We start from the raw sequence: 26,702 nt of genomic DNA on the forward strand, positions 1-26,702 counted from the left end.
GAGCAGGCGCTAGGGCCACGCCAACCCCCGGAGGCCCTATGAGCGAAGCGAAGATCATCGACGGCAAGGCGTTCGCCGCCGGGCTGCGGGAGCGGGTGGCGGGCGAGGTCGCGGCGCTGAAGGCCGAGCATGGCGTCATCCCCGGCCTGGCCGTGGTGCTGGTCGGCGAGGATCCCGCCAGCCAGGTCTACGTCCGCAACAAGGGCGAGCAGACCACCGCCGCCGGCATGTATTCCGAAACACACCGCCTGGCGGAGGACACCCCGGAGACGGAGCTGTTCGCCCTGATCGACCGGCTGAACAGCGACCCGGCGATCCACGGCATCCTGGTGCAGTTCCCCGTGCCCGCCCACCTCAGCCAGGACCGCATCGTCGCGCGGATATCGCCGGACAAGGACGTCGACGGCCTGACGGTGACCAACGCCGGCCGCCTGGCCAGCGGACTTCCGGCCCTGACCAGCTGTACGCCGGTGGGCTGCATGATGCTGTTGAAGGACGTGCTGGGCGACCTGAAGGGAAAGCGGGCGGTGGTGATCGGCCGATCCAACCTGATGGGCAAGCCGATGGCCCAGCTGCTGCTGGCCGCCGACTGCACGGTGACCATCGCCCACAGCCGCACCGTCGATCTGCCGGCCGTTTGCCGCGAGGCCGACATTCTGGTTGCGGCGGTCGGTCGGGCCGAAATGGTGCGTGGCGACTGGATCAAGCCCGGCGCGGTGGTGATCGACGTCGGCATCAGCCGGTTCCCGTCCCGCGATCCGGTCAAGGCGGCCGAGGGCAAGACCCGGCTGGTCGGCGACGTGGCGTTCGACGAGGCCAAGGCCGTGGCCGGCTGGATCACCCCGGTGCCGGGCGGGGTGGGCCCTATGACCATCGCCTGCCTGCTGGCCAACACCCTGACGGCGGCGAAGCGGCTTCATGGGATTGGGGCGTAGGCTCGCCCCTCCCGCGGAAGTTTGGGTTGCCAACAAGGGTGACGCTGGTGTCACCTTTGCCCAAGAGCGGACTCACGCGCTCATGGGGACGGCATGATCAGGATTTCACTGGCAGTGGCGGCGGCGTTGGGGCTGGCCGCCTGTGGGGCGCACCCCAAGGCGATCACGCCCGAGCAGTCCGCCGCCCTGGCCCCGGCCGATGCGCGGCTGAGCGGGCTGTATGAGACCTCCTGCAAGACCTGCCACACCATCGCCGGGTCCGGCGCGCCGCTGACCGGCGACGCGCGGGCCTGGGAGCCTCGGATGAAGCAGGGGATGGCGACCCTGGTGGCCCACACCGTCCAGGGCTTCAAGGCCATGCCGGCCGGGGGACAGTGCGCGGCCTGCACGGCGGCGGACTACGAGGCGCTGATCGTCTTCATGTCGAAGGAGCCCTGAGCCATGTTGACCAGACGCAAGGCCTTGGCCATCACCGGCGCGGCGGTTGGCGGCGTGGCCATTGCCGGAACCGGGGCGGCGGTGCTGGCCAACCGCGACAAGCCCGAGCCGCCCTCACCGGCGGCGGTGGACGGCCAGGGCCGGATGCTGTGGCGCAACTGGTCGGGGATCCAGAACGCCTATCCGGCCGCGCGGCTGGCGCCCAAGGACGAGGGCGAACTGGCGGCCGGGTTGAAAGCCGCAGCCGCCCCGATCCGGGCCGTCGGGGCCGGCCACAGCTTTACCGCCCTGGCCGCCACCAGCGGGACCTTGGTGTCGCTCGACGCCATGGCCGGGGTGACCGGTTGGGACGGCGACGTGGCCACAGTGCGGGCCGGCACGCGGCTGGGCGCCCTGGGACCGGCGCTGGCGGCCAAGGGCCACGCGATGGCCAACCTGCCCGACATCAACAAGCAGTCGCTGGCCGGGGCGATGGCCACCGCCACCCATGGGACGGGGCAGGGGCTTAAGGCGCTGCACGGCGACGTGGTCGGCCTGACCCTGGTCACCGCCGAGGGCGAGACCATCGAATGCGACGCCGTCCGCCGGCCGGAGGTGTTCCAGGCGGCCAAGGTGTCGCTGGGGGCGCTGGGCATCGTCACCCAGGTGCGGCTGGCCACCGGGGCCAACCGCCGCGTCCGCCGTCGCGTCTGGCTGGAGCCCTTCGAGGAGACCCTCGGCAAGGCCGAGGAACGCTGGCGCACCCATCGTAACTACGAATTCTACGCCGTGCCCTTCACTGGCTTGGCCGCCAACATCACCCACGACGAGACCGACGATCCGGTCCAGGCCCCGCCGCCCAGCCAGGACGACGCCTTCCTCGACGCCCTGAAGATGCTGCGCAACACCTTCGGCTGGTCGCACGGCCTGCGAAAGACCGCCGCCGGGGTCCTGCTCGGCGGCGCGGAGGAGGAGACGGCGGTCGATGAGGGCTGGAAGCTGCTGTCCACCGAACGCCCCGTCCGCTTCAACGAGATCGAATACCACCTGCCGCCGGAGACCCAGCTGGAGGCGCTGAAGGCGGTAATGGCCGTCATCGAGAAGGAGCGCCCCGACGTCTTCTTCCCCATCGAAGTCCGCCGAACGGCGGCCGACGAGGCCTGGCTCTCACCCTTCCAGGGCGGCGCGCGGGGCTCGGTCGCCGTCCACGCCTGGTACAAGGACGAGTACGCCTTCTTCTTCGACCTGATCGAGCCGATCTTCCAACGCGCCGGCGGCCGGCCACACTGGGGCAAGCTGCACAGCCTGAAGGGCCAGCGGCTGAACGGCCTCTATCCCAACTGGAAGGATTTCCTGGAAGTGCGGAGGACTCTGGATCCGAAAGGGCGAATGCTGAACCCGTACCTGACGGGGTTATTCGACCTGACGTGAGCCTCAGCGCAGCAGTTCGAGGCCGTGCTTCTCAACTAGGGTGAGGAGCTTGAGCGCGGGGCCGCTGGGCGCCTTCGCACCGGCTTCCCACTTCTGAATCGTGGACTCTGAGGTGTTCAGGATCGAGGCGAACACCGGCTGGCTGACATTGTTGGCCAGCCTCAAGGCCTTGATGCGGCCGGGTGTGAAACGCTGGACCGGCGTAAGGCAGGTCTCATCGAACTGGCGCAGCGTTTCCTTACTGATCGTACCGGCCTTAGCCATGCCGGACACGGCGCTGTGGATCGCCTCGAAGGCTTCAGATTTGAAGGTCCGACCCTTAGGTTGGCTCATTCGAAATCTCCATCAGTTCACCGGCCTCAAGTTCAGCCTTCAAGTCTGCGTCGGTCTTCAGTGCATAGAGATCGGCGAGGACCCGGAAAGCCAGAAGCTCACTGTCGTCGATGTTTTCCCTGTCCTTCTTAGCGAAGAGGTACGCATAGATCCAATGTCCTCGCCCCTTCATAAGGATGATGGAGCGGTGCTGGTTCTTATTCAGCCGCTTCTTGAAGACTCCGCCGCCGAGATCGCTGGCCTGACCCTTCTCCGCTTCCTGAATGGCTTGCCGAAGCTCGGCATCGTTGATACGCGCCTTTCGGGCGGCGCGACTGAACCATTTCGTCTTGAATATCCGGCCCATAAGATAGCACGCGGTGCTATGTTTTCAACCCCGTTCTACCGCCCGCCCTCCAGCGACACCACCCAGCTGTTCAGCTGCGTCAGCGTCTGCGTCAGCGCGGTGTTGTAGGCCGGGACGATTGCGCTGACGCGGTTGTCGCTGGTCTGGATTTCGGCCTTGAAGACCTTCTCCACGGTCGTCCCGTCGCGCTCGTTGCGGCGCATGGCGGCCTTGATCTCCACCACCACCACCGGCGCGCCTTCCGGCCCGTTGCGGTACTGGACTTCAAACCGCTGTACATCCAGCCGCAGGATGAAGTCCGTGCGCCCCATCTCGCCGGGGCTGACCAGGCGGGCGTTGCCGGCCTGGAAGGCGCGGATCAGTTCTTCCTCGAAGATCTGCGCGGCGGGCGCGCCCCACCGGGCGCTGTCGATATAGGCCAGTTCGCCATTGGTGACCGTCAGGAGGCCGTCGCCGGAGGCTGCGCGGTCGAAGGCGATCGGGCCCCGGCTGACGTCGAACGTCTTCACCGACACCTCCGAGGGGGCCTCGATCTCGAAGCGGTAGAGCTTGGACGGCTCGGCTTCCGGGAACAGGGTGATGCAGGCGCCCAGGCCCAGGGCGGCGGCCGCGAGGACGGCGGTGCGGAGGAGCGTCTTCACGGCTTCACCTTCTTCTTCTCGGCGGGCGGCTTGCCGACCAGGCCCTGCGGGTTCTTCTCGGCCTCGTTGACCAGCCGCTCGAAGGAGTCCACGGCCCCCTGCAGCGAGCTGACGGCGCTGGTCAGCTGGGGCAGGCCCTCGTTGGCGAAGTCGTTCACCGGGCCGTCGAGCTTGGCCAGGATGGTCGACACGTCGGCGGCGGCCTTGTCGACCTTCAGCGCCGCGGCGTCGATGTTGGCCAGGGTCTGTTTGGCGTCCTTGTCGATCAGGCTGCGGCCGGACTTGGCCAGCTCGGTGTATTCCTTGGCCGCGACCTCGAAAGTCTGGAGGGCGCGGCGGGCGTCGGCGATGATTTCCTTCTGCTCGCGCGCCTCGGCGGTGAAGGCCTGGAGGTCGTCCAACGCGGCGCCGAAGGTGGTGATGTTCTCATCGCCCAGCACCCGGTTGATCCGGTCCAGCGCCTCGATCGTTCGGGTCAGCACCGTGCCGCCCCCGGCCAGCAGGTCCGAAAGGGCCGACCTCTGGGTCCGGATGATCGGCACCTCGCCGTCTGCCACTGTGTCCTTCAGCAGCCGCTTGGCGGGATCCCCTGCGGTGATCTGGATGTAGTTGATGCCGGTGATGCCCTGGGGCTCCAGGGTGGCGTAGCTGTCCTCGCGGATCGGCACGTCGGTGGTCACCTTGATGCGGGCGATCACGCGATTGGGGTCGCGGCTGTCCAGCTTGATGGTGGAGACATCGCCCACCTTGATGCCGTTGAAATGCACCTCGCCGCCCTCGGACAGGCCGCGCACCGGGCCGACGAACAGCACGTCGTACTCGTCGAACTGCTTGTTGAAGCCCAGCCTCGCCAGCCAGAAGACAAAGACGACGGCCGCGATGAACAGCAGCAGCGAGGCCGCTCCCACCAGCGCGTAGTTGGCGTTTCTTTCCATCAGACTCTCGTGCCCTGTTGGCTCGCGCGTGCGGCGCGGCCTCGCGGACCCAGGAAGTATTCCTGAATCCAGGGATGTTCGGAATGCTCAAGTTGGCCGACCGGCGCCACGGCCACCACCTGCTTGTCGGCCAGAACGGCGACCCGGTCGGTGATCGTATAGAGGCTGTCCAGGTCGTGGGTGATCATGAACACGGTCAGGCCCAGGCTGCGGCTGAGGTCGAGGATCAGCTCGTCGAAGGCCGAGGCGCCGATCGGGTCGAGGCCGGCGGTCGGCTCGTCGAGGAACAGGAGCTCGGGATCGAAGGCCAGGGCGCGGGCCAGGCCGGCCCGCTTGCGCATGCCGCCGGAGAGTTCCGCCGGCTTCAGCGCCCCGGCGCGGGGCGGCAGGCCGACCAGGGCGATCTTCAGCTCGGCCAGCTCGTCGATCTCGCGGCGGGAAAGATCGGTGTGCTCGTGCAGCGGCGCGGCGACGTTCTGCTTGACGGTGAGCGAGGAGAACAGCGCCCCCTGCTGGAACAGCACGCCCCAGCGCCGCTCGATAGCCGACCATTTGCGGCGGCTGGCATGCTGAATGTCCTGGCCGAAGATGCGGACGCTGCCGCCCTCCGGCTCCTTCAGCCCGATAATGGTGTTCAGCAGCACCGACTTGCCGGTGCCCGAGCCGCCGACCACACCCAGCACCTCCCCGCGCTTGACGGTCAGGTCGAGGTTCTCGTGGATGACGGTGTCGCCGAAGGCCGAGTACAGGCCCTTGACCTCGATGGGCGGCGCCTCGGCGTCGAGGCCGTCCTCTTCCAGGGCGCGGTCGTGCGGGTCGAGCGTGGCGTCGGTCATATGTTCAGCTCCATGTAGAGGAGCGCGAACAGCGCATCGACCAGGATGATGGCGAAAATCGCCTGGACCACGGCCGAGGTCACCCGGCGGCCGAGACTCTCGACGTCGCCCTCAACCTCCATCCCCTGGCGGCAGCCGATCCCGGCAATCACGATGGCCATCACCGGGGCCTTGGACACCCCGGCCCAGAAGTGGGCGGCGCCGACGTTGTCGGCGATCCGCTGCCAGAAGAAGGTCGGCGACAGGCCCAGCGTGTTCCAGCTGACCACCAGCCCGCCGATCAGGCCGGCCAGATCGGCGACGAAGGTCAGCAGCGGCATGGTCACCAGCAGCGCCAGGAAGCGCGGCAGCACCAGGGCGTCGAAGGGATCGACCCCCATCACCCGCATGGCGTCGATTTCCTGGTTCATCTTCATCGAGCCGATCTCGGCGGCGAAGGCCGAGGCCGAGCGGCCGGCCAGAAGCACGGCGGTGATCACGATGCCGAACTCGCGCAACACCGACACCCCGATCAGCTCGACCACGAACACCTCGGCCGCGAAGGCCCGCAGGGTGTTGATGCCCAGCAGCGCGACCACCGCTCCCAGGAAGAAGGTTGTGACCGCGACGATCGGCACGGCGTCCAGCCCGGCGCGCTCGCACAGGGCGACGAAGGGGGCGGCGCGAAACTTGCGCGGATTGGTGATGGCGCGGCCGACGGAGGTCAGCAGGTGGCCGAGGAAGACCAGGGTCTCGTAGAGGTCGATCCCCAGGTTGACGACGCCCCGCCCGATGCGGACCAGCAGTTCGTAGAAGCCGCGATCCTGGCGATGGGGGCTGTGCTCGGCCTGCACCGCCTCGCCCACCAGATGCAGCAGCCGCTCGGTTTCCGGCCGGGCCAGCAGCAGTCCGGCTGATTCGCGGCCATCGGCGGCGCGGATGATGGCATAGGCCCCCGCGGTGTCGCAGCGGCCGACCTGCCGCAGGTCCAGGGTCACAGCTTTGGAATGCAGCAGGTTTTCGCTGAGGCGCGCGCCCGCGTCCTCGAGCGACTCAGCGGTCCAGTCGCCTGTCAGCTTGGCCGTCGAGCCATGCTCGCCCTGCAGAAGGGAGAAATCGGCGGGTTGAGGCATGGACCGTGTCGGCTTCCCTTGTCGCGCACGGAAACTGCCACGCCCCGGCCCCATCGCAAAGGGCTTCGCCTGGGACGAAGTTCCCGCAAACCGTCGGTTGGCGCCGTTCAGACCGCAAAAGCTGCACGCAGGCCACAGTCGGCGCCGATCGAACGCGCCGACGCTAGCCGCCGAACCGACCGTCCATCAGCGCCGGCAGGCTGGCGGGCAGGCCCAGCAGGGGCCCGGAGGAGAGAAGGAGGACCACCTCTTCGCCGGTCAGGTCTGTCAGCTGGCTCTCGACTTCGCTCGGCGTGGCTGCGCCGGCGGCGGGCACGCCCGCGGCGTTGATCCGGGCCAGAATGTCATCATGTGTCAGCTGACTGTGGCTCGCCGCGCCGTGAACAGGCGGGGGGATGACGATCACCCGCGCCACGTCATCGAAGACGGTGTCGTACCAGGTCAGCCCCTCGCGGTTCCGCCAGCTGAAGGTGTGCGGTTCGAAGATCACCACCAGCGGCCGGCCGGGATAGTGGAGAATCATCGCCTCGATGGCCGAGCGGGCCTTCTCGTAAGAGGAGCCGAACCCCTCGATCACCGGGACTTTCGAGGTGGTGGTCAGCCGGTCCAGCCGGCGGCGGATGCCCTGGAAGGATGAGACGGCGGACACCAGCTCCCCTTCGGTGACCAGGCCCCGGGTCAGCAGGAAGGCGGCCACGCCCACCACGTTCTCGATGTTGTGGGCGCCCAGCAGCTGGGTCTGCAGGTCGAGGGTCCGGCCGTCCGGGGCGACCAGGGTGAAGCTGGAAGTCTCGCCGAACACCACGTCGCGGCAGTACCAGCCCTCGCCGGGCGCCGTGCCGTACCAGACCGGCGAGACAGCGCAGTCGCCGGCGATGGCGCGTAGGGCCGGGGAGTCGCGCAGCACCACGGTGGCGCCGGGCTGGACGCGGGCCAGCAGGGCGCGGAACGGGGCCTCGTACTCCGGATAGGTCGGGAAGACGTTGAGGTGGTCATGCACCAGCGAGGTCAGCAGCAGGTGGTCCACGTCATAGAGCATGAACTTCGAGCGTCGGTCGGCCTGGCTGACGATGTACTCGTCGCCCTCCAGGATCATCGGCCCCGATCCCCAGGCTCCAGTCGGCCCGCCGCCGGCGGGAATCGCGCCGATCATGTAGCCGGGATCCTTGCCGGCCTCTCGCAGGATATAGGCCATCAGGGCGGTGCAGCTCGACTTGCCGAAGCTGCCGGCCACCAGGGTGACATCGCGGTCCCTGGTCTGCTCCGCGATCAGCTGGGGAAAGCCGGTCATCTCGATGCCGCGCGCGACCGTCTCGACGTATTCGGGGTTGGCCTCGCCGTGCAGCTTGGCGCTGCCGCCCAGGACGACCAGGTCGATCTCCGGCCCGATGTTCTCGGCCGCCAGGGTGCGGCGGAAGGGGATGCCGAGGGTTTCCAGATAGGTGCTGATCGGCGGGAAGGCCTCCTCGTCGGAGCCTCCGATCACATGGCCGGCGTCCCGCATCATCAGGGCGGTGGCGCTCATCCCGGCGCCGGCGATGCCGATGAAGTGGATGTGGCGGGGGGTATCGGTCGTCATCCGGGCGGTGTCGGACCCCCGCGCCGCGATGTCAAATCCCCTCGTCAAGGATGCGACGCAGGGCCGCCGGATCGCCGCCCAGGAAGCGGTGCGCGAGGCCCCGCAATTCTACCCGGATAAAATCCTCACGGGTCATCTGGGGGTGGTAGCGCTGGCGGCCCTCTTCGCGCACCGACGTCACCAGGCCCTTGCCGATCAGGCGATGCAGCAGGGTCTTGATGGTGGCGTCACCCCAGGGTTGGACCGCCTTCACCTCCTCGATCAGCGAGACGAAGGGGAGGGGCCCGCGCCGCCAGAGCGCCGCCAGCACCTCGCTCTCCGCCTCGGTGACGTGGACCCGGCTCACCGGCTGAGCACGGCGCGGTCGATCCGGGCCTCGACGGCCCAGTGGCAGATGACCGCCACCACGCCGCAGACGAGGCCCAGCAGGATGATCAGCATGGCTTCGGCCAGGCCCGGCGCCACCACATGGAACGGTTGGGGCCCGCGCGACAGGCCCATGAACATGGCCAGGCCGTTGTAGGCTCCGCCCAGCAGGCCGATCAGTGGCCCGCCCAGCCGCAAGGCGGAGAGGAATGTGGATCCGCCGCTGAGGTTGGGTCCGGCCATCAGCTTTCGCACTGCGATCGCGATGGCCGCGACGCTCGCCAGGATCAGGGCGGCCATGACCAGCTTCATCGAGGGGGCGGCGTCCATGAAGACGATCGTCGGATTGAGTGGGCCGGCCCAGGCGGCGCCTGGCAGGGCAGCGGCGATCAGGGCGAGGGCGGCAAGGCGTTTGGTCGTCATCTGTCTTCTCCCGTCTACAAACGTAGACGTATGAGCTTACGTTTGTAGTCATCTGTCAAGCGTAATTTCTGCGGTTTGGCGGAGGTCGGTTGTTGACCCGCGGGAGCCTCGCCCTTCTCATCGGCGCGATGTCTTCCACGACCCTCGATCCGAGACTTCTGACCCAGGCCGGAGCCCAGGCGCTGAGCCGTGGCGACTTTTCGGGCGCGCGCGACCTGTTCGAGAAGATCGTCGCGGCGGGGCGGGCGGACGGCCCGGTCTGGCTGGGGCTGGCGTTTGCCAGGCGCGGGCTCGGCGACCATGCGGGCAAGCTGGAGGCGCTCGAGCGATTGCTGGCGCTGGAGCCAAGGCACCTGCGCGGCCTGATCATGAAGGCCGACCATTTCGCCGAGGCGGGAGACGGCCGCGCGGCCTCGGCCTTCTACCGGGCGGCGCTGCGGGCCGCGCCGCCGGCCGAGCGGTTGCCCCCGGAACTGCTGGCCGAGCTGCGGCGGGCGCAGGCGGCCAGCGACCGCTATGCCGCCGAGTACGAGGCCCAGCTGCTTGGCGCGATCCCTGCCGGGCCAGGCGCCGAGCGGTTCGCGGAGTCCATCGACCTGATGCTGGGCCGCAAGCAGATCTTCCTGCAGGAGCCGCGCCACTACTATTTCCCCGGCTTGCCGCAGATCCAGTTCTACGCCCGCGAGCCCTTTCCCTGGCTGGATGGTCTGGAAGCGGCCACGGCCGACATCCGCGAGGAACTGGGTGGCCTGCTGGCGGTCGGCGGGGCCTTCGCTCCCTATGTGAAGACTCAGTCCGACCGCCCGTTCGACGACGGCCACGGCATGCGGGACAACCCCGACTGGAGCGCCCTCTACCTTTGGAAGGATGGGGCGCCGGTCGAGGAAGCTGTCGCCCGTTGTCCCAAGACCATGGCGGCGCTAGCCGACCTGCCGCTATGCCGGATCGAGGGGCGGACGCCGTCGATCCTGTTCTCTCGGCTGGCGGCGGGGGCCAAGATCCCGCCGCACAACGGCTTCATCAACACCCGGCTGATCGGGCATCTACCCTTGATCGTGCCTGGCGGCTGCGGCTTTAGGGTCGGCAACGATGTGCGTGAATGGCGCGAGGGCCAAGCTTGGCTGTTCGACGACACTATCCAGCACGAGGCCTGGAACAACAGCGACGAGGAACGGATCATCCTGATCTTCGACATCTGGCGGCCGGAGCTGAGCCAGGCTGAGCGGGCCATGGTCCAGGGCCTGTTCGCCGCCGTGGACGCCTATGGCGGCGGCCAGGCCTGGGGGGTCTGATCCGATGACCGCCTTCCTATTGCTGCTTGTCCTGGGCGTGCTGGTCGCGCTGTCGACCGCCGCCGTCCGGCGGGACCGCCGCACCAAGGCGGCCGAAGCCTTTGCCGCCGACCTGCGTGAGCGACGTCGACTCGAAGCGATGTATGTCTCCAAGCTGGACCGCAGTTTTGTCGCCTTCCGATTCAGCGACCATACCCTGGTGCTGGGCGACGGCTCGGAAGAGCGGGAGTATCCGTTCGCAGCCATCATCGGGGCTGCCGTTGAAGTTACCCGGACTCCGGCCAAGTCCGGCCGGCACGAGGATGGCTGGATCAAGCAGCTGGCGGTGCGTGTGAGGGTCAACGACCCTGATCGTCTCTCCTGGGCCTACAGCATCCTGGCCTGGCCGCGTGGCAAGGGTCTCCCGGCGGACGCGCCAACCGCGCTGGCCATGATGGACCAGGCCCAGCGGATCGTGGCCCAGGTCGAGGACGCAAAACGGGTCGGGCTGGCGCCATGACCGACGAAGACCTGCTCGCCCAGATCCAGGCTCGCACCTTCGCCTCGATGATCGCCGCCACCGACCGGGGCTCGGGCCTGACCGCCGACCGCTGGCCGACGCCCTCGGCCTGTTCGATCGCCGCCGTGGGATTCGCGATGACCTGCTGGACGGTGGGAGTGTCGCATGGCTGGATGACACGCGCCCACGGCGCCGACCTGACCGTCCGCGCCCTTCGCACCCTGCATGACGCGCCGCAGGGGGATGGGCCTGACGGTGTGTCGGGGACCCGGGGCTGGTTCTACCACTTCCTCAACATGCGAACGGGCTTGCGGGCGGGGACCTGCGAGCTGTCGACCATCGACACCGCCCTGCTGCTGGCCGGCGCCCTCTGCGCCGCCCGGTTCTTCGACGGCGAGGATGCGGTCGAGGCCGAGATTCGCACCCTGACCGCCGCCCTGATGGCCCGGGTCGACTGGGCCTGGTTCCTGCGCCCCTCCGGCCGCTTTGCTCTCGGCTGGGCGCCAGAGAGCGGGTTCATCCCCTACGAGTGGGTCGGCTACAACGAGGCCATGATCCTCTACATCCTGGCGCTGGGAGCGGAGGGATCGCCGGTCCCGGAGAGCGCTTGGACGGCTTGGTGCGAGGGCTATGGCCGCAGCTGGCGCGGCGACCACCTCAGCTTCGGCCCCATGTTCGGCCACCAGTACAGTCACCTTTGGGTCGATTTCCGGGGCGTGCAGGACGCCTTCATGCGCCAGCGGGGCCTCGACTATTTCGAGAACAGCCGCCGGGCTGTGGCGGCGCAACAGACCTACGCCCGCGAAAACCCCGGCCGCTGGAACGGCTATGGCGACGATCTCTGGGGCCTGACGGCGTGCGACGGGCCGGGGGATTTCCGGCGGCTGCGTGGGTTCTCGATCAAGGCCTTCCGGGCCTATTCGGCGCGCGGCGCCTGGGATTTCGACGACGGCACCCTGGCCCCGACAGCGGTGGCCGCCTCCACGCCCTTCGCGCCCCAGGCCTGCGCCGCCGCCCTGCGGCGGATGATCGAGGATCACGGGCCGGCTATCTACGGTCCGCACGGCTTCCAGGACGCCTTCAATCCCTCCGTGGACCGCGCTCCGACCGACCATGGCGAGGTGCGGCCCCTGACCGGCTGGGTCGGCCGCGACATGCTGGGCATCGACCAGGGGCCGATCGTGGCGATGATCGAGAACCACCGCAGCGCCCTGATCTGGCGTCTGATGCGCCAGGAGCCGGTCATCCGCCGCGGCTTGGAGCGGGCCGGTTTCGGAGGCGGCTGGCTGAGCGACGTCAGTCCGTAGGCCGGCGGGCCAGCACCCGGCGCTGAGACGGCTTCAGGCTGCGCAGGCAGGCGCTGGACGGTAGCCAGGCGCGCACCTCGGTCAGGCTGGCGCCTTCGAGTCCCCGATCCCGTCGGGAAGCGCTGGCGAACTGCTGCTCCGCAGCCTCGCGGTTACGAAAAGCGCGGACTTCGACCACTGAGCGGTTCTGTTCGACAAGCACGCGCGAGAGGCCGAGCCAGTGCCGGCGCTCCTGATGGTTCGTCACTGGCGTCGCGCTTCCGGGATGGCGCACGACGCAGTACCAATGCAGCAAGGCCTGTCCCCCAAGAGAAGCCTGGAGGCACTCTACGCCGGGCCGTGTCTTGGGAGAACGGCGCAATCCGTCGCATGCGACAAATTCGCAATCTCAGCCTGGCGGTCCCCGAACCGGCAGGATCTCGGTCGGCCCGCCCGGCGTATTCGCGTCAAAGACGCCAACGGCAAGCACGCCCGTCCACCAGGCGCCGGTGTCCAGGTTTGTCCGGTGGGCCAGCCGTTCGGGAACTTCGGGCTGCTCCTTGCGGCCGTGCCGCGGCGTATGCCCATGAACCACATGCGCCGGCAGGGCGGAGGCCGGCGCCCAGAGGAACCGCTCGCGAATCCATAGGCAGGTATCCTCGTCCTGCTCGGCCAGTTCCAGGCGCGGCATCAGCCCCGCATGGACGTAGATGCGATGGGCGTCACGGGCGACGACCGGCAGGTCCTGCATCCAGATCAGGTGCTCGCGCGGAATCTCCCCGCCGTAGGAAGCCAGGGTGGCCTCGCCGCCGTTGCCCAGCCAGAACGCGCGTTCCTCGCCGAACCCGTCCAGCAACATCGCTTCATGATTACCCTTCAGGCAGACGAGGCCGCCCTGCCGGTCCCACCGCATCAGGAACTCGATAACGCCCCGGCTGTCCGGCCCGCGATCCACATAGTCGCCCAGGCAGACGACGGTATGGGACCGCCCGCCGGCATGGGCTTCGATCATGTCGGCTGCCTGCTCCAGCAGGTCCAGCCGGCCGTGGATGTCGCCGATGGCATAGACGATGTCGGTGTCGGGAAGCTGGATCGGGCGCATGGTCGATGCAGTCAGTATTGGCTCGCGCAAAGGCGCCGCCAATGTGTCGACCGTCACGATGCAGGGAAGATGGTGGATGTGACAGGGATTGAACCTGTGACCCCCTCGGTGTGAACGAGGTGCTCTCCCGCTGAGCTACACATCCATCTCAGGAGGCGGGGTCTATAGCGACCCGGTTGGGCGGGGGCAAGAGGCGAGGCGATCCACCGTGGCGACCAATTCATCGAAGTGGCTGATCACCGCGTCGGCGCCCAGGTCCGCGACACCGTCGGGGGCGTAGCCGAAGTCCACGGCGATCACCGGGATGCCCGCCGCCTGGGCGGCCAGGGTGTCGTAGGCGGTGTCGCCCAGGTGGATGGCGCGGGCCGGGTCACCGCCGGCGCGCGCGATGGTGGTCAGCAGGTGGCGCGGGTCGGGCTTGGGGGCGGGGGCCTGGTCGGGGCCGATGACCACGGCGAAACGGCGGGTCATGTCGAGGGCGTCGAGCAGGGCCAGGGACAGGTTGGTCAGCTTGTTGGTGCAGACCGCCAGGGTGGCGCCGCGGGCCGTCAGGGCATCGAGGGCGCCGAGGCAGCCATCGAAGGGGCGGGTCTCATGGGCGATGCGGCCCAGGTATATGGCGATGAACCGCTGCAGCAGATTGTCGAGCTCGCCCGGGTCGAGGAGCGCGCCGGCGCGTTCGAAGCCGCGCTCGATCAGCCAGCGGGCGCCGCGACCAACATAGAGCCGCACCTCGCTGTAGGGCACGAGCGCCAGGCCCTCTTCGTCCAGCAGGGTATTGAGGGCGCCGACCAGGTCCGGGGCGCTGTCGACGAGGGCGCCGTCCAGGTCGAACACCAGGGTCCAGCCGGTCAGATCAATGGGGTTATGCATCGGGCCGGGCTTTCGGCTAAACGGCAGGGGAATGCAATGAGTGTCGGGACGAGTCGATGAGCAAGCGAGCCGCCGTGATCATGGCCGCCGGCCAGGGGACGCGGATGAAGTCGCCGCTGCCCAAGGTGCTGCACCGGGTCGGCGGCCGAACCATGCTCGACCGCGCGATCGATGCGGCGCAGGGCGCGGGCTGCGAGCGAGTGGTGGTGGTCTGCGGGACCCACAGCCCCTCGGTGATCGAGCATGTGAAGGCGCGGCTGGGCGAGGCTGCCGTGGCCATCCAGGACCCGCCGATGGGCACCGCCCACGCCGTGCTCTGCGCCAGGGAGGCGCTCGCGGGCTTCGAGGGCGAGGTGCTGGTCACCAACGCCGACTGCCCGCTGCTGACCGCCGCCGACCTTGAGCCCCTGTTCGGCAAGGGCGAGCTGACCATGCTGGCCTTCGAGCCGACCGACGCCGCCCTGTACGGCCGGATGATCCAGGACGCCGACGGCCGCCTGCTGCGAATCGTCGAGGCGCGGGACGCGAGCCCAGACGAACTGGCGGTCGGCGTCTGCTACAGCGGCATGCTTGTCGGGCGTGCCGGCCCTCTGTTCGACTGGCTGGCCCGCGTCGACAACAACAACGTCAAGTCTGAGTACTACATCACCAGCATTGTGGGGCTGGCGAACGCCGACGGCGTGCCGGTCGCGGTCGCCCTGGCCTCCGAGACCGCCGTCATGGGCGCCGACGACCAGGCCGGCGTCGCCCGCGCCGAGGCCCTGTGGCAGCAAAGCCGCCGCGCCGAGCTGCTGGCCCAGGGCGTCTCCATGGTCGCCCCGGAGACGGTGTGGCTGTCGTTCGACACCCAGATCGCCGGCGGCGCGGTGATCGAGCCCAACGTGGTCTTCGGTTCAAACGCCGTGATCGAATCCGGCGCGGTGATCCGCGCCTTTAGCCATGTGGAGGGCGCCGTGGTCCGCGCCGGGGCCATTGTCGGGCCCTACGCCCGCCTGCGCCCCGGCGCCGACATCGGCGAGGGCGCCCACATCGGCAACTTCGTCGAGGTCAAGAAGGTCAAGGTCGGCCCGGGCGCCAAGGCCAACCACCTGGCCTATCTCGGCGACGGCACGGTGGGGGCGAAGGCGAATATCGGCGCCGGCACGATTTTCTGCAACTACGACGGCTTCGACAAATTCGACACCCATGTGGGGGAGGGGGCCTTCGTCGGCTCCAACTCCTCGCTGGTGGCGCCGGTGAGTGTCGGCAAGGGGGCGATGACCGGCTCCGGCTCGGTGATCACCCGCGACGTACCGGATGATGCGCTGGGGCTGACTCGGCCCGAACAGGTCAACAAGGAAAACTGGTCGGCGCGGTTCCGCGCAGCCAAACTGAAGGCAAAGGGTAAGTCATGACACGGTTTCTTCTGATCGTTGGGGCGCTGGGCGCCCTGTTCCTGCCGGTGGGCGCGGCGGCGGCGGCCGAGCCCGACTTCGTCAGCATCTTCCGGAAGGTCTGCATCGATACGGTCACCTCGGTCGACGCCCAGGCCGCGGCGGGTCGCCAGGCCGGCTTCAGCGACGTCCAGGCGCCAGCGCCCCAGGGCCTCGAAAAGGCGGTGTCGATGACCCGGGTCGTCGGTGACCAGCAATGGCTGCTGATCGCGGGCGCGATGACCACGCCGGCGAACGACGAATTCCCGGTACAGGCCGGCCTGACCTGCCTGATCGGCGGAAACTCAGGGATCGACCACGCCGGCGTCGAGCGCTGGATAGGGTTCAAGCCCTACTCGGAGAAGGGCGGGGTGAAGATGTTTGCCTTCGAGGTCGTCGATGGCCGGCGAATTCCCCTCAACGCCGAGGACGGCAAGGCGGTGACCGCGGCGCTCGGCCGGCGCGGCTACTACCTGATCATGCTCGGTGGATCGCCAGGCCAGGAGCTGGTCGTCTCGGCCTTCAGCCGGTCTCCCGGAAAACCATGACCGCCGACGCCCAGAAGCAGGCGGCCGGAGAGGCCGCCGCGGAGCTGGTCGAGGCCGGCATGGTGGTCGGCCTGGGCACCGGCTCGACCGCCGCCTGGTTCGTGAAGGCGCTGGCGGCGCGGGGGTTGGACATCCGGGGGGTGCCGACCTCTGACGCCACTGCCGACCTGGCGCGCGAGTTGGGCATCTCCATCGTCGGGCTGGACGACGTCAAGCGCGTCGACCTCACCGTCGATGGCGCGGACGAGATCGGACCCGGCCTGTCGCTGATCAAGGGCGGCGGCGCGGCCTTACTTCGCGAGAAGCTGGTCTGGGAGGCGTCGAGTCGCTGCGTAGTCATTGCCGACGCGGCCAAGCAGGTGAAGGCGCTGGGAAAGTTCCCTCTGCCTATCGAGGTGGTCCGCTTCGGTCATATCCACACCGGCCAGCGGCTGGCCGACATCGCCGCCGAGTTCGACCTGCCGCCGCCGCGGCTGCGCAAGTCGGATCGGGGGCTGGTGATCACCGACGGCGGCAACCTGATCTACGACATGGCTTCGGGTCGCATCGAACACCCGGCCGCGCTGGGCGAGGCGCTGAAGTCGGTTACGGGGGTGGTCGATCACGGCCTGTTCCTCGACCTCGCGGATGAGGCCCTGATCGGGACAGACGCGGGCGTGGTGCGCCTGCAGCCCTGAATACCTAGATAGACGCCAAGCATTCTTCCGGAGACCTGACGCCGCCATGGCCAAGTACGACTACGACCTCTTCGTCATCGGCGCCGGCAGCGGCGGGGTGCGGGCCGCGCGGCTGGCGGCGATGAGTGGCGCCAAGGTGGCGGTTGCGGAAGAGCACCGCGTGGGCGGCACCTGCGTGATCCGCGGCTGCGTGCCCAAGAAGTTCATGGTCTACGCCAGCGAGGTGACGCATCAGCTGAAGACCGCCAAGGGCTTCGGCTGGACCATTCCCGAGGCGACGTTTGACTGGCGCACCTTCCGCGAGGCCAAGGATGTCGAGATCGCCCGACTGTCGGGGATCTATGTGGCCAACCTGACCAAGGCCGGGGCCGAACTGGTCCACGCCCGCGCCGTGCTGAAGGACGCCCACACGGTCGAGATTGTCGGCAAGGACATGACCGTCACCGCCGACAAGATCCTGATCGCCACCGGCGGCCGGCCGACCGTGCCGCAGGAGGTGCCAGGCATCGAGCATGTGATTACCTCGGAAGAGGCCTTCCAGCTCGACAAGCTGCCGGAGAGCATCCTAGTCGTCGGCGCCGGCTACATCGCCGTGGAGTTCGCCGGCATCTTCGCGGGCCTGGGCGTGAAGACCACCCTGCTGTACCGGGGTCCCAACATCCTGCGCGGCTTCGATGACGATGTGCGCACCCACCTGACGCGCGAGATGGAGCGGCGCGGCATCCGCGTGGTGCTGGGCTGCCAGCATGAGAAGATCGAGAAGACCGGCGAGGGGCTGGTCAGCCACCTGAACAACGGCCTCACCTTCACCACCGACCAGATCATGTTCGCCACCGGCCGCGAGCCCTATGTGAAAGGGCTGGGGCTGGAAAACGCCGGGGTCGAGCTGAACGAGAAGGGCGCGATCAAGGTCGACGCCTATTCCAAGACCAACGTCGACAACATCTGGGCGGTCGGGGACGTGACCGACCGCATCGCCCTGACTCCCGTGGCGATCCGCGAGGGCGCCGCCTTCGCCGAGACCGAATTCCGGAACAACCCCACCACCTTTGACCACGAGATGGTCGCCACCGCGGTCTTCTCCCAACCGGAGATCGGCACAGTCGGCCTGACCGAGCATGACGCCCGGCTGCAGTACGGAGAGATCGATATCTATCGCGCCGTATTCCGACCGATGAAGGTGACCTTCTACCACGGAGAGGAGCAGACTCTGATGAAGCTGGTAGTCAACGCGGCCGACCAGAGGCTCCTGGGTGTGCACGTGGTCGGCCCCGACGCCGGGGAGATGATCCAGATGGCCGCCATCGCCGTGAAGATGGGGGTCACCAAGCAGCAGTGGGACTCGACCTGCGCCGTCCACCCGACGGCCGCCGAGGAGCTGGTGACCATGAAGGAAAAATACATTCCGCCGAACCTCGGCACGGCCGCCTGACGGTAAATTTTCCCCGCAGCGTGGATTTGTTGCCACCCGCGCGCAATCTTTTGCCTGTATCGTGGCCTTCCTGTATGAGCCACGATCCTTTTGAGACCTAGAAGCAGACCGATGACCGAGCGCTGGACCCCGCAATCCTGGAGAGCCAAACCCGCCAAGCATATCCCGTCCGACTATCCGGACGCGGGGGCCGTGACGCGGGTCGAGGACGAGCTTCGCCGGATGCCGCCGCTGGTGTTTGCCGGCGAGGCCCGTCGGCTGAAGGGTCTTCTGGGCAATGTGGCGGACGGAAAGGCCTTCCTGCTACAGGGCGGTGACTGCGCCGAGAGCTTCAAGGAATTCTCGGCCGACAACATCCGCGACACCTTCCGCCTGATCCTGCAGATGGCGGTGGTGCTGACCTTCGCCGGCGGCAAGCCGGTTGTGAAGGTCGGCCGGATCGCCGGCCAGTTCGCCAAGCCGCGCTCGGAGCCTATCGAGACCATCGATGGCGTGACCCTGCCGTCCTACCGGGGCGACAACATCAATGGCATGGACTTCGACGGGGGCCGCACGCCCGATCCCGAACGCCTGCTGAAGGCTTACGGCCAGTCGTCCTCGACACTGAACCTGCTGCGGGCCTTCGCCGGCGGCGGCTATGCCGACCTCTACAACATCCATCGCTGGACCCTGGGCTTCGTCGCTGACAGCCCTCAGGGCGCGCGCTACCGCGAACTGGCCGAGAAGATCAGCGAGAGCCTGACCTTCATGGCCGCCATCGGGGTGACGCCGGACACCCATCCGGAGATGCACCGCGTCGAATTCTTCACCAGCCACGAGGCCCTGCTGCTCGGCTACGAAGAGGCGATGACCCGCGTCGATAGCACCAGCGGCGATTGGTACGACACCAGCGCCCACATGCTGTGGATCGGCGAGCGCACCCGGCAGCTGGACGGCGCCCATGTCCATTTCCTCAAGGGGGTGAAGAACCCCATCGGCCTGAAGTGCGGGCCGACCATGGAGGCCAACGACCTGATGCGGCTGATCGACGTGCTGAACCCGGCCAACGAGCCCGGCCGCCTGACCCTGATCGGCCGCTTCGGCGCCGACAAGGTGGCCGACCGACTGCCACGGCTGATGGCCGCGACCAAGAAGTCGGGCCGCAGCGTGGTCTGGTCGATCGACCCGATGCACGGCAACACGTTGAAGGCCGCCACGGGCTACAAGACCCGGCCGTTCGACCGGATCCTGGCCGAGGTAAAGGGTTTCGTCGAAGTGGCCGGGGCCGAGGGCGTCCACCCCGGCGGCGTCCACCTGGAGATGACCGGCCAGAACGTCACCGAATGCCTCGGCGGCGCCCGGGCGGTGTCCGAGGGCGACCTGGCGGATCGCTACCACACCCACTGCGACCCGCGCCTCAACGGCGAACAGGCGCTGGAGCTGGCCTTCCTGGTGGCCGAGAAGCTGCGCGCCCTGCGCACCGAGGACCTGCGGGCGGCGAGCTGAGGCCTACTGCAGGTTCTTCAGGTCGCTGAGCGGCCGGCCTGCCCGGCACAGGGCGACGTTGGCGCGGAGCCCCGGCATGAAGCCCTTGTGGAAGCCGGTCAGCTCCGACCGGCGCTCGACGGACTCGAACCGGGCCAAGGCGTTGCCGTAGCTGGTGCAGGTCAGATCTCGGTCGCCGGCCTTGCGGCCGATCACGCCCAGCTGCATCTCGGTCCAGGCCATGTCGCCCAGGGTGTTGACCCGCTGTTCAGGCGTCAACAGGGCGCTGACCTCGGCCAGGGCTTTGCGCTGGGCGGCGATGGCCTCGGGATAGAGGCCACGATTGGCAAGGTCGTGGGCGTAGGCTTGGTCGATGTTGCGCTTGAGGGTGATCAACGAATTGTCGCTGGCCTCCAGGGTCAGCAACCGCGCGACGCTGACCCGGGCGTCGGCGATGGCCTGGGAGGACAGCTTCTGTTGGCCCGCCCGCGCGGCTGAGGCGAACAGCGAATAGTCGATATAGGTCAGGGCATAGAGGGTGGCCGGGTCGTTCGGCCAGCGGCGGTCCAGCGCCAGCATGGCCTCGCGGCCCTTGAGGATGGCGGGGATGCCGTAGTCCCCGCTGGAGAGATAGAAGTTGCCGCTGGCCCGGTAGAACTCGGCATAGGCCCGCTGCTCGGCGCCCTCGCGGCCGTCGCGGAGCGCCCTGGGCCAGACGGCCAGTTCGGCGTCCATCTGGTTGCCCAGGGCGATCACCTTGGGGTCCTCGGCGTTGAGGAACCGCACCTCCGCCTGGGCCCGCAAAAGCTGGCCCCGGGTCAGATGCCAGGCATTGCCCCGCTCGCCGGCCGGAACCTGGTTCAGCACCACCTCGGCGGCCTTCAGCGCCCGATCGCCCTCGGCGATCTTGCTGTCGCCCAGCGCCAGAATGAGGCCCTGGTAGACGTGAGTGCGGGCCAGGTCCGGAGCCCAGTCGCGGGCTGGGAGCCCCTGGGCGGCCAGGGTCTTGAACAGCCGCTCGGCCAGGATGAGGTTCTTCTTGGCCAGCGCCCGTTCGCCCAGGTTGGGCTCGGGCGGCACGCCCTGAATCTTGGCCAGCTGGTTGAAGCCGCGCGCGGTCTCCAGCCGCAGGGCCGGCGGCGCATCGGGGCTCTGGGCCAGGACCAGCAGGTATTCCTGAGCCTTGCCGGCCAGCTTCAGCCGCGCGGCGGTGTTGCCGGGGGTGCGGGCCAGGTCGTCGTTCAGCTGGAACAGCATGAAGCCGGCCAGGGTGCGGACCTCGTCGAACCGCTTGGTCTCTGCGGCGCGGGCCTGTTCGGCGCTGGCGTAGAACACCAGGGTGGTGGCCAGGGCGGCCAGGATCAGGCCAAGCGCCATGCCCGCCCCGGCCACCGGCCAGCGATAACGGCCGATGAACTTGCCGACGGCGTAGGCTCGCCCGCCCCGCCGGGCCGCAACCGGGCGACCGCTCAGGTAGCGGTCGACATCGTCCATCAGGGCGTCGACGGACGGATAGCGCGTTTCCGGGTCGGCCGCCGTGGCCTCCTCGACGATGGCCTTCAGGTCTTCGGACGGGGGCTGGCCCTCCAGCAGCACTGCCAACAGGCGGCCGAGCGAATAGATGTCGGTCAGGGTTGTGGCTGCGGACCCCGCCACCCGTTCGGGCGCGGCGAAACCGGGGGTCAGGCTCAGGCCGCTGATCGAGCTATGGATCGGCCGGCCGCCCTCGCTGGCCTCCGGCGGCCTGGAGATTCCGAAGTCGATCAGCTTGGCGGTGCCGTCCTGGGTGACCAGCACATTGGGCGGGGTGATGTCCCTGTGGACGATCAGGTTCTGGTGGGCGAACCGCACCGCGCCGCAGACGTCCAGGAACAGGCGCAGCCGGGCCGGGGTGTCCAGCTTGCGCTCGGAGACCCAGCGGTCGATGGGCTGGCCATCGACGAACTCCATGACGATGAACGGCTCGCCGTTGATCGTGGTCCCGCCGTCGAACAGGCGGGCGATATTGGGATGGGCCAGCTCGGCCAGGATCTGGCGTTCCTGCTTGAACCGCTCAATCAGGGCGGCCGACAGGGCGCCCGGCCGGATCAGTTTGATCGCCACCGTGTGATCGAAGTCGCCGCTGTCGCGCTGGGCCCTGTAGACCGCGCCCATGCCGCCATGGCCGACCTGGGAGACGATACGATAGGCGCCGACCCGCTCGGGCGCATGGGTCTCGAAACTGTCGAGCGGGGCGCCGCCGGTCAGCAGCTGTTCCGAAAGCTCAGCGCTGGCGGCCAGCAGTTGCAGCATCCGGGCGCGTAGTGGGTAGTCGTCCTCGGTGCGGGCGATGATCCAGGTCTCGCGCTCACCGCTCGGCTGGTCGAGGGCGTCCTCGAGCATGGCCAGGGCCCGGACCTCGAGATCCTGAGACTTCATTCGGCGCTGTCCAGGGCTTCGCGCAGCCAGACCCGCGCGGTGTTCCAGCGGCGCTTGACCGTCGGCTCGCTGACGCGGAGCACCTCGGCGACATCGGCCGTGGTCATGCCGCCGAAGTACCGCATCTCGACGATGTCGGCCATTTCCGGGTCCATGGCCGAGAGTCGCACCAAGGCGTTGTCGAGCTTCTGCAGGTCCAGCGGCCGGTGGCCCGCGAACCGGGTGGTCAGCTCCACCTTCACATGCTCGCGCTTGTCCGACTGCTTGGCGCGGACATGGTCGATCAGGCTGCGGCGCATGAAGCGGGCGGCCATGGCCATGAAGTGGGAGCGGTCTTCCCATTCGATCTGCTTGAGCCGGATCAACCGCAGCACCGACTCATGCACCAGGTCGCCGGACGCCAGGGAGACGCTCGATTCCCGCCGCAGCAGGCTGGCCGCCACCTGGACGAGGTCGGGATAGAACAGGGCGAACAGCCGGTCGCGCGCCTGGCCGTCTCCCGACCGCCAGGCCTGAAGCAACTGAAGGCTCGTCCCGCTTTCGCTGACGCTCATGGCGTCCCTTCCCTTGGGGTCGCACAAGCCTAACCCCCGATTTGAGGGCGTGGGACGAAAAAGTCGGGGTTCGTGAAAAAATGTTCGGCGACCCCTGATCCGTTTTCCCCCCATCCCACGCCTTCCCCATTGAAGGGAGTTCTTCGTGGGGCGCAGCGAGTATCTCGAGGCAGGACGCGGGTGGGGCCGATGAGTGGGTCCGAAGCCGGCTTGCTGCGCCCCGGCCAGGGCTTCGCCACCACCAGTGGCCGGCAGGGGCGCGTCGGCGCCCTGCTGGGCGCGGGCGGGCAGGGCGAGGTCTACAGCGTCGGGCTCGATGGCCAGACCTTCGCCCTCAAATGGTACCACCCCCACTATGCCGAACTCGACACCACCCTGCGCTCGCGGCTCGACAGGGCGGTGCGGCGCGGGGCGCCGACCGAGGACTTCCTCTGGCCGCTGGACCTCGTCGATATCCCGGGCAGCCGCAGCTTCGGCTACGTCATGCTGCTGCGGACCGACGACTACGTCAGCATCCGAGACCTGATCGCGCCGCCGCCCAAGCGGCTGGAGCTGTCGCTGGCCCGGCGGGCGACCATCTGCCAACAGCTGGCCCGCAGCTTCCTGCAGTTGCACGCCAACGGGTTCTGCTACCAGGACGTCAACTTCGGCAACATCTTCCTGGACCCCAAGCGCGGCCGGGTCCTGATCTGTGACAACGACAACGTCAATATCGACGGGGCAGAGGCCAGCATCTACGGCACCCGCAAGTTCATGGCGCCGGAGGTGGTGCGCCGCGAGACCCTGCCCAACAGCCGGACCGACCTGTTCTCGATGTCGGTGCTGTTCTTCTACACCCTGTTCGGCTGGCACCCGCTGGACGGCCGCCGCGAGGCCGAGACCAAGCTGATGAATGCGGCCGCCGAGATGCGGCTCTACGGCGAACAGCCGCTGTTCCTATTCGACCCGCATGACGATGCCAACGGCCCGGTCCCCGGCCTGCACGACGCGTTGGTCGCGCGCTGGAACAGCCTGCCGACGCGGTTGCGGACCCTGTTCGAGCGCGCCTTCGGGCAGGGCTTGAGTGACCCCGCCGCGCGGGTGCTTGAGACCGAATGGCGCGGCGCTCTACGCATCGTCGAAGAGGCCAGCTTCGCCTGTCCCGAGTGCGGTTTCGAGCATGTCGCCGAGCCGAACCCGGCAGGGCCGCCTGGCGTGCACGAGCGCTGCCTGGCCTGCACCGAACCCCTGGCGACACCGGCCTTTCTGCAGGTCCGCGACCGGCTGCTGGCCATGACAGTGGGCGCGACGATGGATGGCGAGGTGCTGGAACGCACTCTGTCCGGAGTCGCCGCCGGCCGGGTCGAGGCTCATCCGCAGCACCCCGATCGCATCGGCCTGCGCAACCTCACCGGCGACGCCTGGCGGGCCATCCTGGCCGACGGAGCCTCCTACACCGTGCCGCCGGGCCAGGTGGTGCGGGTGCTGCCCGGCGCAACCATCGATTTCGGACGAAACCAGGGGCGGATCAGCCAGCGGCTGGCCGCCGGAGAAGGGACGTGAGTATGGCGTCGAACTGGACCATCGGCGGGGCGTCGGTGCGCGGCGCCGCCCATGTGCGGGCCGGAAAGGGCAACGAGGACGCCGTCGCATGGCATCCGGGGGCCGGGACCGGCGCGCGGGTGGTCGGGGCGGTGGCCGATGGCCATGGCGCCCGTGCCCACTTCCGCTCGGGGACCGGCTCGCGCCTGGCCGTGGAGCAGGCGGTGGCCCGTCTGGTCCGCCATCTCGACGACCCGGACGCCGATGAGGTCGGCTCGGCCCTGGCCGGCGACATCCTGCGCGGCTGGCGTCGGGCGGTGGACGCCGACGTCGCCGCCCGGCCCTACAGCGGGGAGGAGGCGGGCTTCCTGACAGGGCCCCGACTCGGCCCTTACGGCGCCACCCTGCTGACCTTCGCGGCCGAAGAGGATGTGATCACCATCCTGCAGATCGGCGATGGCGACCTGATGCTGGGTTATCCGGACGGCCGCGTCGTCCGCGCCCTGCGATCGGACGCCGGCCTGGTGGGCGAGGAGACCTATTCCCTCTGCCAGGAGGACGCCGAGACCCGCTTCAAGGTCACGAGCCTGTGGCGCGGCGAAGACGCCGACTGGCCCGACTTCGCCCTGCTGGCCACCGATGGGGTGGCCAAGTCCTACCGCGACGACGCCGTGTTCGCCGACGCCGTAGCCCGCCTTCGCGACTTCGCCCGCGAGGACTGGCCGGGCCTGCTGAGCAACCTCCCCGGCTGGCTGGAGGAACTGTCCGGCCAGGGCAGCGGAGACGACGCGACCCTCTGTATCGCCCTGCGAAATCCATCCCAGACCTGAGGAAGCCGAACCATGAGCAAGGATCCCAACAAGCGGATGATGCCGCCGGTCCCCAGGGACCATGACGACGCCAGCATGTCCGAGCTGATGCCGTTCCGGTCCTCGAAGATCAAAATGTTCAAGAGCCCGGTCGTGCTGTTCATGATCGTGGCCGGTCTGATCTCGGTGCTGATGTACGGCCTGATGATCCAGGTCCTGACCAATCCCAACGGCCAGGGCTTCCCCGCCTTCAAGCTGTTCGTGATCGTCGCAGTCTTCTCGATGCTGCTGATGATGCAGGTCGGCATCTATGCCTATAGCCGGACCGACCGGCCGATCTGGGGCCATATGGCGGCCTACGTGATCACCATCGCCCAGATGATCTCGCCGATCATCGCCCTCTACTTCTTCGTCTTCCGGAAGCTGCTCCCCGGCGGAATCATCGAGGGGCCCAACCCGCAGTTCATTCCCCAGTTCATCGGCATGTTCTTCGGGGCCGGCCTGATGGAGGAGCTGCTCAAGGCGGTTCCTATGCTGATCGGCGCTGGCTTGACCCTCTATGCGGCCAAGCAGCCGGGGCTGACCAAGAACTTCGCCTTCAAGCTGCTGAACATCCGGGGGCCGCTCGACGCGGTAGTGATGGGCGTGTTCACCGGCGCGGCCTTCATCATGGTCGAGACGGCGCTGGAATATGTCCCTGACTTCGCGATGAAGATCGGAACCCAGGGCGGCGGCTATGGCGGCGGGATCGCCGCAGGCATGCTGCTGCTGCTCCCCAGGGTGATGGGCGGGGCCGTCGGTCACATCGCCTACTCGATGATCTTCGGCTACTTCATCGGCCTGGCGGTTCTGCGCCGCAAGAAGTTCTGGATGCTGCTGGGGATCGGCTGGGGCGTGTCCTCGCTGGTCCACGCCCTGTGGAACAGCGTCGGCGTGATCAACCCGATGCTGCAGTACGGGGTGGCCCTCGTCTGCGCCATCTTCGCCGGCGCCGCCCTGCTCAAGGCCCGCCAGATCGACGCGGCGGAACTGGGCCGAGAGAACTTCACCTCCGGCTCCATCCTGGTCGATCGCCCCACGCCGCAGCCGGCGGCGGTCGCCGCGCCCGCATACAATCCGGCGCCAGCTCCAGCTCCGGCCAAGCGCCCCTCAGCCGAACAGCCGCTGGCGCTCGACATCGACGGCATGATGCTGCCCCTGCGCGGCGGCGCCAGCCTCGATCTCGGCGCCGAGCCGGCGCTAGGCGGGCGAGGGAAGGGCGTGGTCGGCCAGATCGTGCCGCACCCGTCGCGCGCCCATGTCCTTGGCCTCCGCAACGGTGGGACTATCGCCTGGACCGCCCGCCTGCGGGACGGCAGCCAGCAGGTGATCGAGCAGAACCAGAACATCCGGCTGGCCCCGGGCGTCCAGATCGACTTTGGCGGCGGGCTGACCGGCCGCGTCGTGCCGCTGGGCTGATCG

At 68.4% G+C, this 26,702-nt stretch carries 28 protein-coding genes and 1 tRNA gene; 14 read left to right on the forward strand and 15 right to left on the reverse strand.

Going from position 1 to position 26,702, the window contains the following annotated elements; all coding sequences use genetic code 11:
- The first annotated feature begins 38 nt into the window (after nt 1–38).
- The 3 genes from folD to GVN21_RS09340 all read left to right on the forward strand — a co-directional run bounded on the left by folD (nt 39) and on the right by GVN21_RS09340 (nt 2,783).
- Nucleotides 39–935 (forward strand): bifunctional methylenetetrahydrofolate dehydrogenase/methenyltetrahydrofolate cyclohydrolase FolD, encoded by an 897-nt coding sequence (gene folD, locus GVN21_RS09330; protein WP_166574461.1) that lies wholly within the window; start codon nt 39–41, stop codon nt 933–935.
- A 93-nt stretch (nt 936–1,028) separates the two neighbouring features.
- A complete protein-coding gene (locus GVN21_RS09335; RefSeq protein ID WP_166574462.1) occupies nt 1,029–1,373 on the forward strand; it encodes a c-type cytochrome in 345 nt (114 codons plus the stop codon).
- A gap of 3 nt (nt 1,374–1,376) precedes the next feature.
- Complete coding sequence (locus GVN21_RS09340) at nt 1,377–2,783, forward strand: D-arabinono-1,4-lactone oxidase (RefSeq protein WP_166574463.1); 1,407 nt, start codon at nt 1,377–1,379, stop codon at nt 2,781–2,783.
- A 3-nt stretch (nt 2,784–2,786) separates the two neighbouring features.
- Here GVN21_RS09340 and GVN21_RS09345 read toward each other — a convergent pair whose 3' ends face one another.
- From GVN21_RS09345 to GVN21_RS09385, 9 genes are all read right to left on the reverse strand, one after another.
- Nucleotides 2,787–3,116 carry a DNA-binding transcriptional regulator gene (locus GVN21_RS09345; RefSeq protein ID WP_166574464.1) on the reverse strand — a complete coding sequence of 110 codons (330 nt, stop codon included), beginning with the start codon at nt 3,114–3,116 and terminating at the stop codon, nt 2,787–2,789.
- Nucleotides 3,103–3,462 (reverse strand): type II toxin-antitoxin system RelE/ParE family toxin, encoded by a 360-nt coding sequence (locus tag GVN21_RS09350; protein ID WP_166574465.1) that lies wholly within the window; start codon nt 3,460–3,462, stop codon nt 3,103–3,105. The genes GVN21_RS09345 and GVN21_RS09350 overlap by 14 nt, the downstream gene beginning before the upstream one ends.
- A gap of 35 nt (nt 3,463–3,497) precedes the next feature.
- Entirely contained in the window at nt 3,498–4,103 is a 606-nt protein-coding gene (locus tag GVN21_RS20845; protein WP_166574466.1) for an ABC-type transport auxiliary lipoprotein family protein, read from the reverse strand.
- The gene (locus GVN21_RS09360) at nt 4,100–5,038 is read right to left on the reverse strand and encodes an MlaD family protein (protein WP_166574467.1); all 939 of its coding nucleotides are present in this window, start codon (nt 5,036–5,038) and stop codon (nt 4,100–4,102) included. Before GVN21_RS09360 ends, GVN21_RS20845 begins: the two co-directional genes overlap by 4 nt.
- Complete coding sequence (locus tag GVN21_RS09365; RefSeq protein WP_166574468.1) at nt 5,038–5,874, reverse strand: ABC transporter ATP-binding protein; 837 nt, start codon at nt 5,872–5,874, stop codon at nt 5,038–5,040. The genes GVN21_RS09360 and GVN21_RS09365 overlap by 1 nt, the downstream gene beginning before the upstream one ends.
- The gene (locus GVN21_RS09370) at nt 5,871–6,986 is read right to left on the reverse strand and encodes an MlaE family lipid ABC transporter permease subunit (protein ID WP_166574469.1); all 1,116 of its coding nucleotides are present in this window, start codon (nt 6,984–6,986) and stop codon (nt 5,871–5,873) included. Before GVN21_RS09370 ends, GVN21_RS09365 begins: the two co-directional genes overlap by 4 nt.
- Before the next feature lie 163 nt (nt 6,987–7,149).
- Nucleotides 7,150–8,565, reverse strand: a complete 1,416-nt coding sequence (locus GVN21_RS09375; RefSeq protein WP_166574470.1) for a Mur ligase family protein — start codon at nt 8,563–8,565, stop codon at nt 7,150–7,152.
- A gap of 31 nt (nt 8,566–8,596) precedes the next feature.
- Nucleotides 8,597–8,911, reverse strand: coding sequence for a BlaI/MecI/CopY family transcriptional regulator (locus tag GVN21_RS09380; RefSeq protein WP_166574471.1), 315 nt, complete (start codon nt 8,909–8,911; stop codon nt 8,597–8,599).
- Complete coding sequence (locus GVN21_RS09385) at nt 8,908–9,354, reverse strand: MotA/TolQ/ExbB proton channel family protein (protein WP_166574472.1); 447 nt, start codon at nt 9,352–9,354, stop codon at nt 8,908–8,910. Before GVN21_RS09385 ends, GVN21_RS09380 begins: the two co-directional genes overlap by 4 nt.
- Nucleotides 9,355–9,446: 92 nt before the next feature.
- Between GVN21_RS09385 and GVN21_RS09390 the strand changes: the two genes are divergently transcribed.
- Genes GVN21_RS09390 through GVN21_RS09400 form a run of 3 tightly spaced genes read left to right on the forward strand, consistent with a single transcriptional unit; the run spans nt 9,447 to nt 12,452 of the window.
- On the forward strand, nt 9,447–10,646 hold the full coding sequence (locus GVN21_RS09390; protein ID WP_166574473.1) for an aspartyl/asparaginyl beta-hydroxylase domain-containing protein: 1,200 nt from the start codon (nt 9,447–9,449) through the stop codon (nt 10,644–10,646).
- Between the two features lie 4 nt (nt 10,647–10,650).
- Nucleotides 10,651–11,145, forward strand: a complete 495-nt coding sequence (locus GVN21_RS09395) for a hypothetical protein (protein WP_166574474.1) — start codon at nt 10,651–10,653, stop codon at nt 11,143–11,145.
- Nucleotides 11,142–12,452, forward strand: coding sequence for a glucoamylase family protein (locus GVN21_RS09400; protein ID WP_166574475.1), 1,311 nt, complete (start codon nt 11,142–11,144; stop codon nt 12,450–12,452). Before GVN21_RS09395 ends, GVN21_RS09400 begins: the two co-directional genes overlap by 4 nt.
- Here the strand turns inward: GVN21_RS09400 and GVN21_RS09405 are convergent.
- The 4 genes from GVN21_RS09405 to GVN21_RS09420 all read right to left on the reverse strand — a co-directional run bounded on the left by GVN21_RS09405 (nt 12,442) and on the right by GVN21_RS09420 (nt 14,406).
- A complete protein-coding gene (locus tag GVN21_RS09405; protein ID WP_166574476.1) occupies nt 12,442–12,747 on the reverse strand; it encodes a hypothetical protein in 306 nt (101 codons plus the stop codon). The genes GVN21_RS09400 and GVN21_RS09405 overlap by 11 nt on opposite strands.
- Before the next feature lie 93 nt (nt 12,748–12,840).
- Nucleotides 12,841–13,533: a metallophosphoesterase family protein gene (locus GVN21_RS09410; protein WP_166574477.1), complete on the reverse strand. Its 693-nt coding sequence runs from the start codon at nt 13,531–13,533 to the stop codon at nt 12,841–12,843.
- A 70-nt stretch (nt 13,534–13,603) separates the two neighbouring features.
- Nucleotides 13,604–13,678: transfer RNA gene (locus GVN21_RS09415), tRNA-Val, on the reverse strand.
- Between the two features lie 17 nt (nt 13,679–13,695).
- A complete protein-coding gene (locus GVN21_RS09420; protein ID WP_166574478.1) occupies nt 13,696–14,406 on the reverse strand; it encodes an HAD hydrolase-like protein in 711 nt (236 codons plus the stop codon).
- Nucleotides 14,407–14,462: 56 nt separating this feature from the next.
- Between GVN21_RS09420 and glmU the strand changes: the two genes are divergently transcribed.
- The 5 genes from glmU (at nt 14,463) to GVN21_RS09445 (ending at nt 19,960) form a co-directional block, all read left to right on the forward strand.
- Nucleotides 14,463–15,800, forward strand: coding sequence for a bifunctional UDP-N-acetylglucosamine diphosphorylase/glucosamine-1-phosphate N-acetyltransferase GlmU (glmU, locus tag GVN21_RS09425; protein ID WP_166574479.1), 1,338 nt, complete (start codon nt 14,463–14,465; stop codon nt 15,798–15,800).
- Entirely contained in the window at nt 15,797–16,366 is a 570-nt protein-coding gene (locus tag GVN21_RS09430) for a hypothetical protein (RefSeq protein ID WP_166574480.1), read from the forward strand. The genes glmU and GVN21_RS09430 overlap by 4 nt, the downstream gene beginning before the upstream one ends.
- Nucleotides 16,363–17,043, forward strand: a complete 681-nt coding sequence (gene rpiA, locus GVN21_RS09435) for a ribose-5-phosphate isomerase RpiA (RefSeq protein WP_166574481.1) — start codon at nt 16,363–16,365, stop codon at nt 17,041–17,043. The genes GVN21_RS09430 and rpiA overlap by 4 nt, the downstream gene beginning before the upstream one ends.
- Nucleotides 17,044–17,089: 46 nt before the next feature.
- Nucleotides 17,090–18,475: a glutathione-disulfide reductase gene (gor, locus tag GVN21_RS09440; protein WP_166574482.1), complete on the forward strand. Its 1,386-nt coding sequence runs from the start codon at nt 17,090–17,092 to the stop codon at nt 18,473–18,475.
- A 111-nt stretch (nt 18,476–18,586) separates the two neighbouring features.
- The gene (locus tag GVN21_RS09445) at nt 18,587–19,960 is read left to right on the forward strand and encodes a 3-deoxy-7-phosphoheptulonate synthase class II (protein ID WP_166574483.1); all 1,374 of its coding nucleotides are present in this window, start codon (nt 18,587–18,589) and stop codon (nt 19,958–19,960) included.
- A gap of 3 nt (nt 19,961–19,963) precedes the next feature.
- Here GVN21_RS09445 and GVN21_RS09450 read toward each other — a convergent pair whose 3' ends face one another.
- Together GVN21_RS09450 and GVN21_RS09455 are read right to left on the reverse strand one after the other, a co-directional pair.
- The gene (locus GVN21_RS09450; RefSeq protein ID WP_166574484.1) at nt 19,964–22,357 is read right to left on the reverse strand and encodes a serine/threonine-protein kinase; all 2,394 of its coding nucleotides are present in this window, start codon (nt 22,355–22,357) and stop codon (nt 19,964–19,966) included.
- The gene (locus GVN21_RS09455; protein WP_166574485.1) at nt 22,354–22,911 is read right to left on the reverse strand and encodes an ECF-type sigma factor; all 558 of its coding nucleotides are present in this window, start codon (nt 22,909–22,911) and stop codon (nt 22,354–22,356) included. Before GVN21_RS09455 ends, GVN21_RS09450 begins: the two co-directional genes overlap by 4 nt.
- 189 nt (nt 22,912–23,100) lie before the next feature.
- Here GVN21_RS09455 and GVN21_RS09460 point away from each other — a divergent pair, with 189 nt between their 5' ends.
- Genes GVN21_RS09460 through GVN21_RS09470 form a run of 3 tightly spaced genes read left to right on the forward strand, consistent with a single transcriptional unit; the run spans nt 23,101 to nt 26,699 of the window.
- Nucleotides 23,101–24,453, forward strand: coding sequence for a serine/threonine-protein kinase (locus tag GVN21_RS09460; RefSeq protein ID WP_166574486.1), 1,353 nt, complete (start codon nt 23,101–23,103; stop codon nt 24,451–24,453).
- A gap of 2 nt (nt 24,454–24,455) precedes the next feature.
- Nucleotides 24,456–25,262, forward strand: coding sequence for a PP2C family serine/threonine-protein phosphatase (locus GVN21_RS09465; RefSeq protein ID WP_240902846.1), 807 nt, complete (start codon nt 24,456–24,458; stop codon nt 25,260–25,262).
- 12 nt (nt 25,263–25,274) lie between these two features.
- Nucleotides 25,275–26,699 (forward strand): PrsW family glutamic-type intramembrane protease, encoded by a 1,425-nt coding sequence (locus tag GVN21_RS09470; RefSeq protein ID WP_166574488.1) that lies wholly within the window; start codon nt 25,275–25,277, stop codon nt 26,697–26,699.
- Nucleotides 26,700–26,702 lie beyond the last annotated feature (3 nt).

This window comes from Caulobacter sp. SLTY (assembly GCF_009905535.1).
Lineage (GTDB): Bacteria > Pseudomonadota > Alphaproteobacteria > Caulobacterales > Caulobacteraceae > Caulobacter.

Bases quoted from the DNA above. Each gene is read 5' to 3' on its own strand.
- folD (WP_166574461.1), top strand. From the start codon at position 39: ATGAGCGAAGCGAAGATCATCGACGGCAAGGCGTTCGCCGCCGGGCTG.
- GVN21_RS09335 (WP_166574462.1), top strand. From the start codon at position 1,029: ATGATCAGGATTTCACTGGCAGTGGCGGCGGCGTTGGGGCTGGCCGCC.
- GVN21_RS09340 (WP_166574463.1), top strand. From the start codon at position 1,377: ATGTTGACCAGACGCAAGGCCTTGGCCATCACCGGCGCGGCGGTTGGC.
- GVN21_RS09345 (WP_166574464.1), bottom strand. From the start codon at position 3,116: ATGAGCCAACCTAAGGGTCGGACCTTCAAATCTGAAGCCTTCGAGGCG.
- GVN21_RS09350 (WP_166574465.1), bottom strand. From the start codon at position 3,462: ATGGGCCGGATATTCAAGACGAAATGGTTCAGTCGCGCCGCCCGAAAG.
- GVN21_RS09360 (WP_166574467.1), bottom strand. From the start codon at position 5,038: ATGGAAAGAAACGCCAACTACGCGCTGGTGGGAGCGGCCTCGCTGCTG.
- GVN21_RS09365 (WP_166574468.1), bottom strand. From the start codon at position 5,874: ATGACCGACGCCACGCTCGACCCGCACGACCGCGCCCTGGAAGAGGAC.
- GVN21_RS09370 (WP_166574469.1), bottom strand. From the start codon at position 6,986: ATGCCTCAACCCGCCGATTTCTCCCTTCTGCAGGGCGAGCATGGCTCG.
- GVN21_RS09375 (WP_166574470.1), bottom strand. From the start codon at position 8,565: ATGACGACCGATACCCCCCGCCACATCCACTTCATCGGCATCGCCGGC.
- GVN21_RS09385 (WP_166574472.1), bottom strand. From the start codon at position 9,354: ATGACGACCAAACGCCTTGCCGCCCTCGCCCTGATCGCCGCTGCCCTG.
- GVN21_RS09395 (WP_166574474.1), top strand. From the start codon at position 10,651: ATGACCGCCTTCCTATTGCTGCTTGTCCTGGGCGTGCTGGTCGCGCTG.
- GVN21_RS09400 (WP_166574475.1), top strand. From the start codon at position 11,142: ATGACCGACGAAGACCTGCTCGCCCAGATCCAGGCTCGCACCTTCGCC.
- GVN21_RS09410 (WP_166574477.1), bottom strand. From the start codon at position 13,533: ATGCGCCCGATCCAGCTTCCCGACACCGACATCGTCTATGCCATCGGC.
- GVN21_RS09420 (WP_166574478.1), bottom strand. From the start codon at position 14,406: ATGCATAACCCCATTGATCTGACCGGCTGGACCCTGGTGTTCGACCTG.
- glmU (WP_166574479.1), top strand. From the start codon at position 14,463: ATGAGCAAGCGAGCCGCCGTGATCATGGCCGCCGGCCAGGGGACGCGG.
- GVN21_RS09430 (WP_166574480.1), top strand. From the start codon at position 15,797: ATGACACGGTTTCTTCTGATCGTTGGGGCGCTGGGCGCCCTGTTCCTG.
- rpiA (WP_166574481.1), top strand. From the start codon at position 16,363: ATGACCGCCGACGCCCAGAAGCAGGCGGCCGGAGAGGCCGCCGCGGAG.
- gor (WP_166574482.1), top strand. From the start codon at position 17,090: ATGGCCAAGTACGACTACGACCTCTTCGTCATCGGCGCCGGCAGCGGC.
- GVN21_RS09445 (WP_166574483.1), top strand. From the start codon at position 18,587: ATGACCGAGCGCTGGACCCCGCAATCCTGGAGAGCCAAACCCGCCAAG.
- GVN21_RS09450 (WP_166574484.1), bottom strand. From the start codon at position 22,357: ATGAAGTCTCAGGATCTCGAGGTCCGGGCCCTGGCCATGCTCGAGGAC.
- GVN21_RS09455 (WP_166574485.1), bottom strand. From the start codon at position 22,911: ATGAGCGTCAGCGAAAGCGGGACGAGCCTTCAGTTGCTTCAGGCCTGG.
- GVN21_RS09460 (WP_166574486.1), top strand. From the start codon at position 23,101: ATGAGTGGGTCCGAAGCCGGCTTGCTGCGCCCCGGCCAGGGCTTCGCC.
- GVN21_RS09465 (WP_240902846.1), top strand. From the start codon at position 24,456: ATGGCGTCGAACTGGACCATCGGCGGGGCGTCGGTGCGCGGCGCCGCC.
- GVN21_RS09470 (WP_166574488.1), top strand. From the start codon at position 25,275: ATGAGCAAGGATCCCAACAAGCGGATGATGCCGCCGGTCCCCAGGGAC.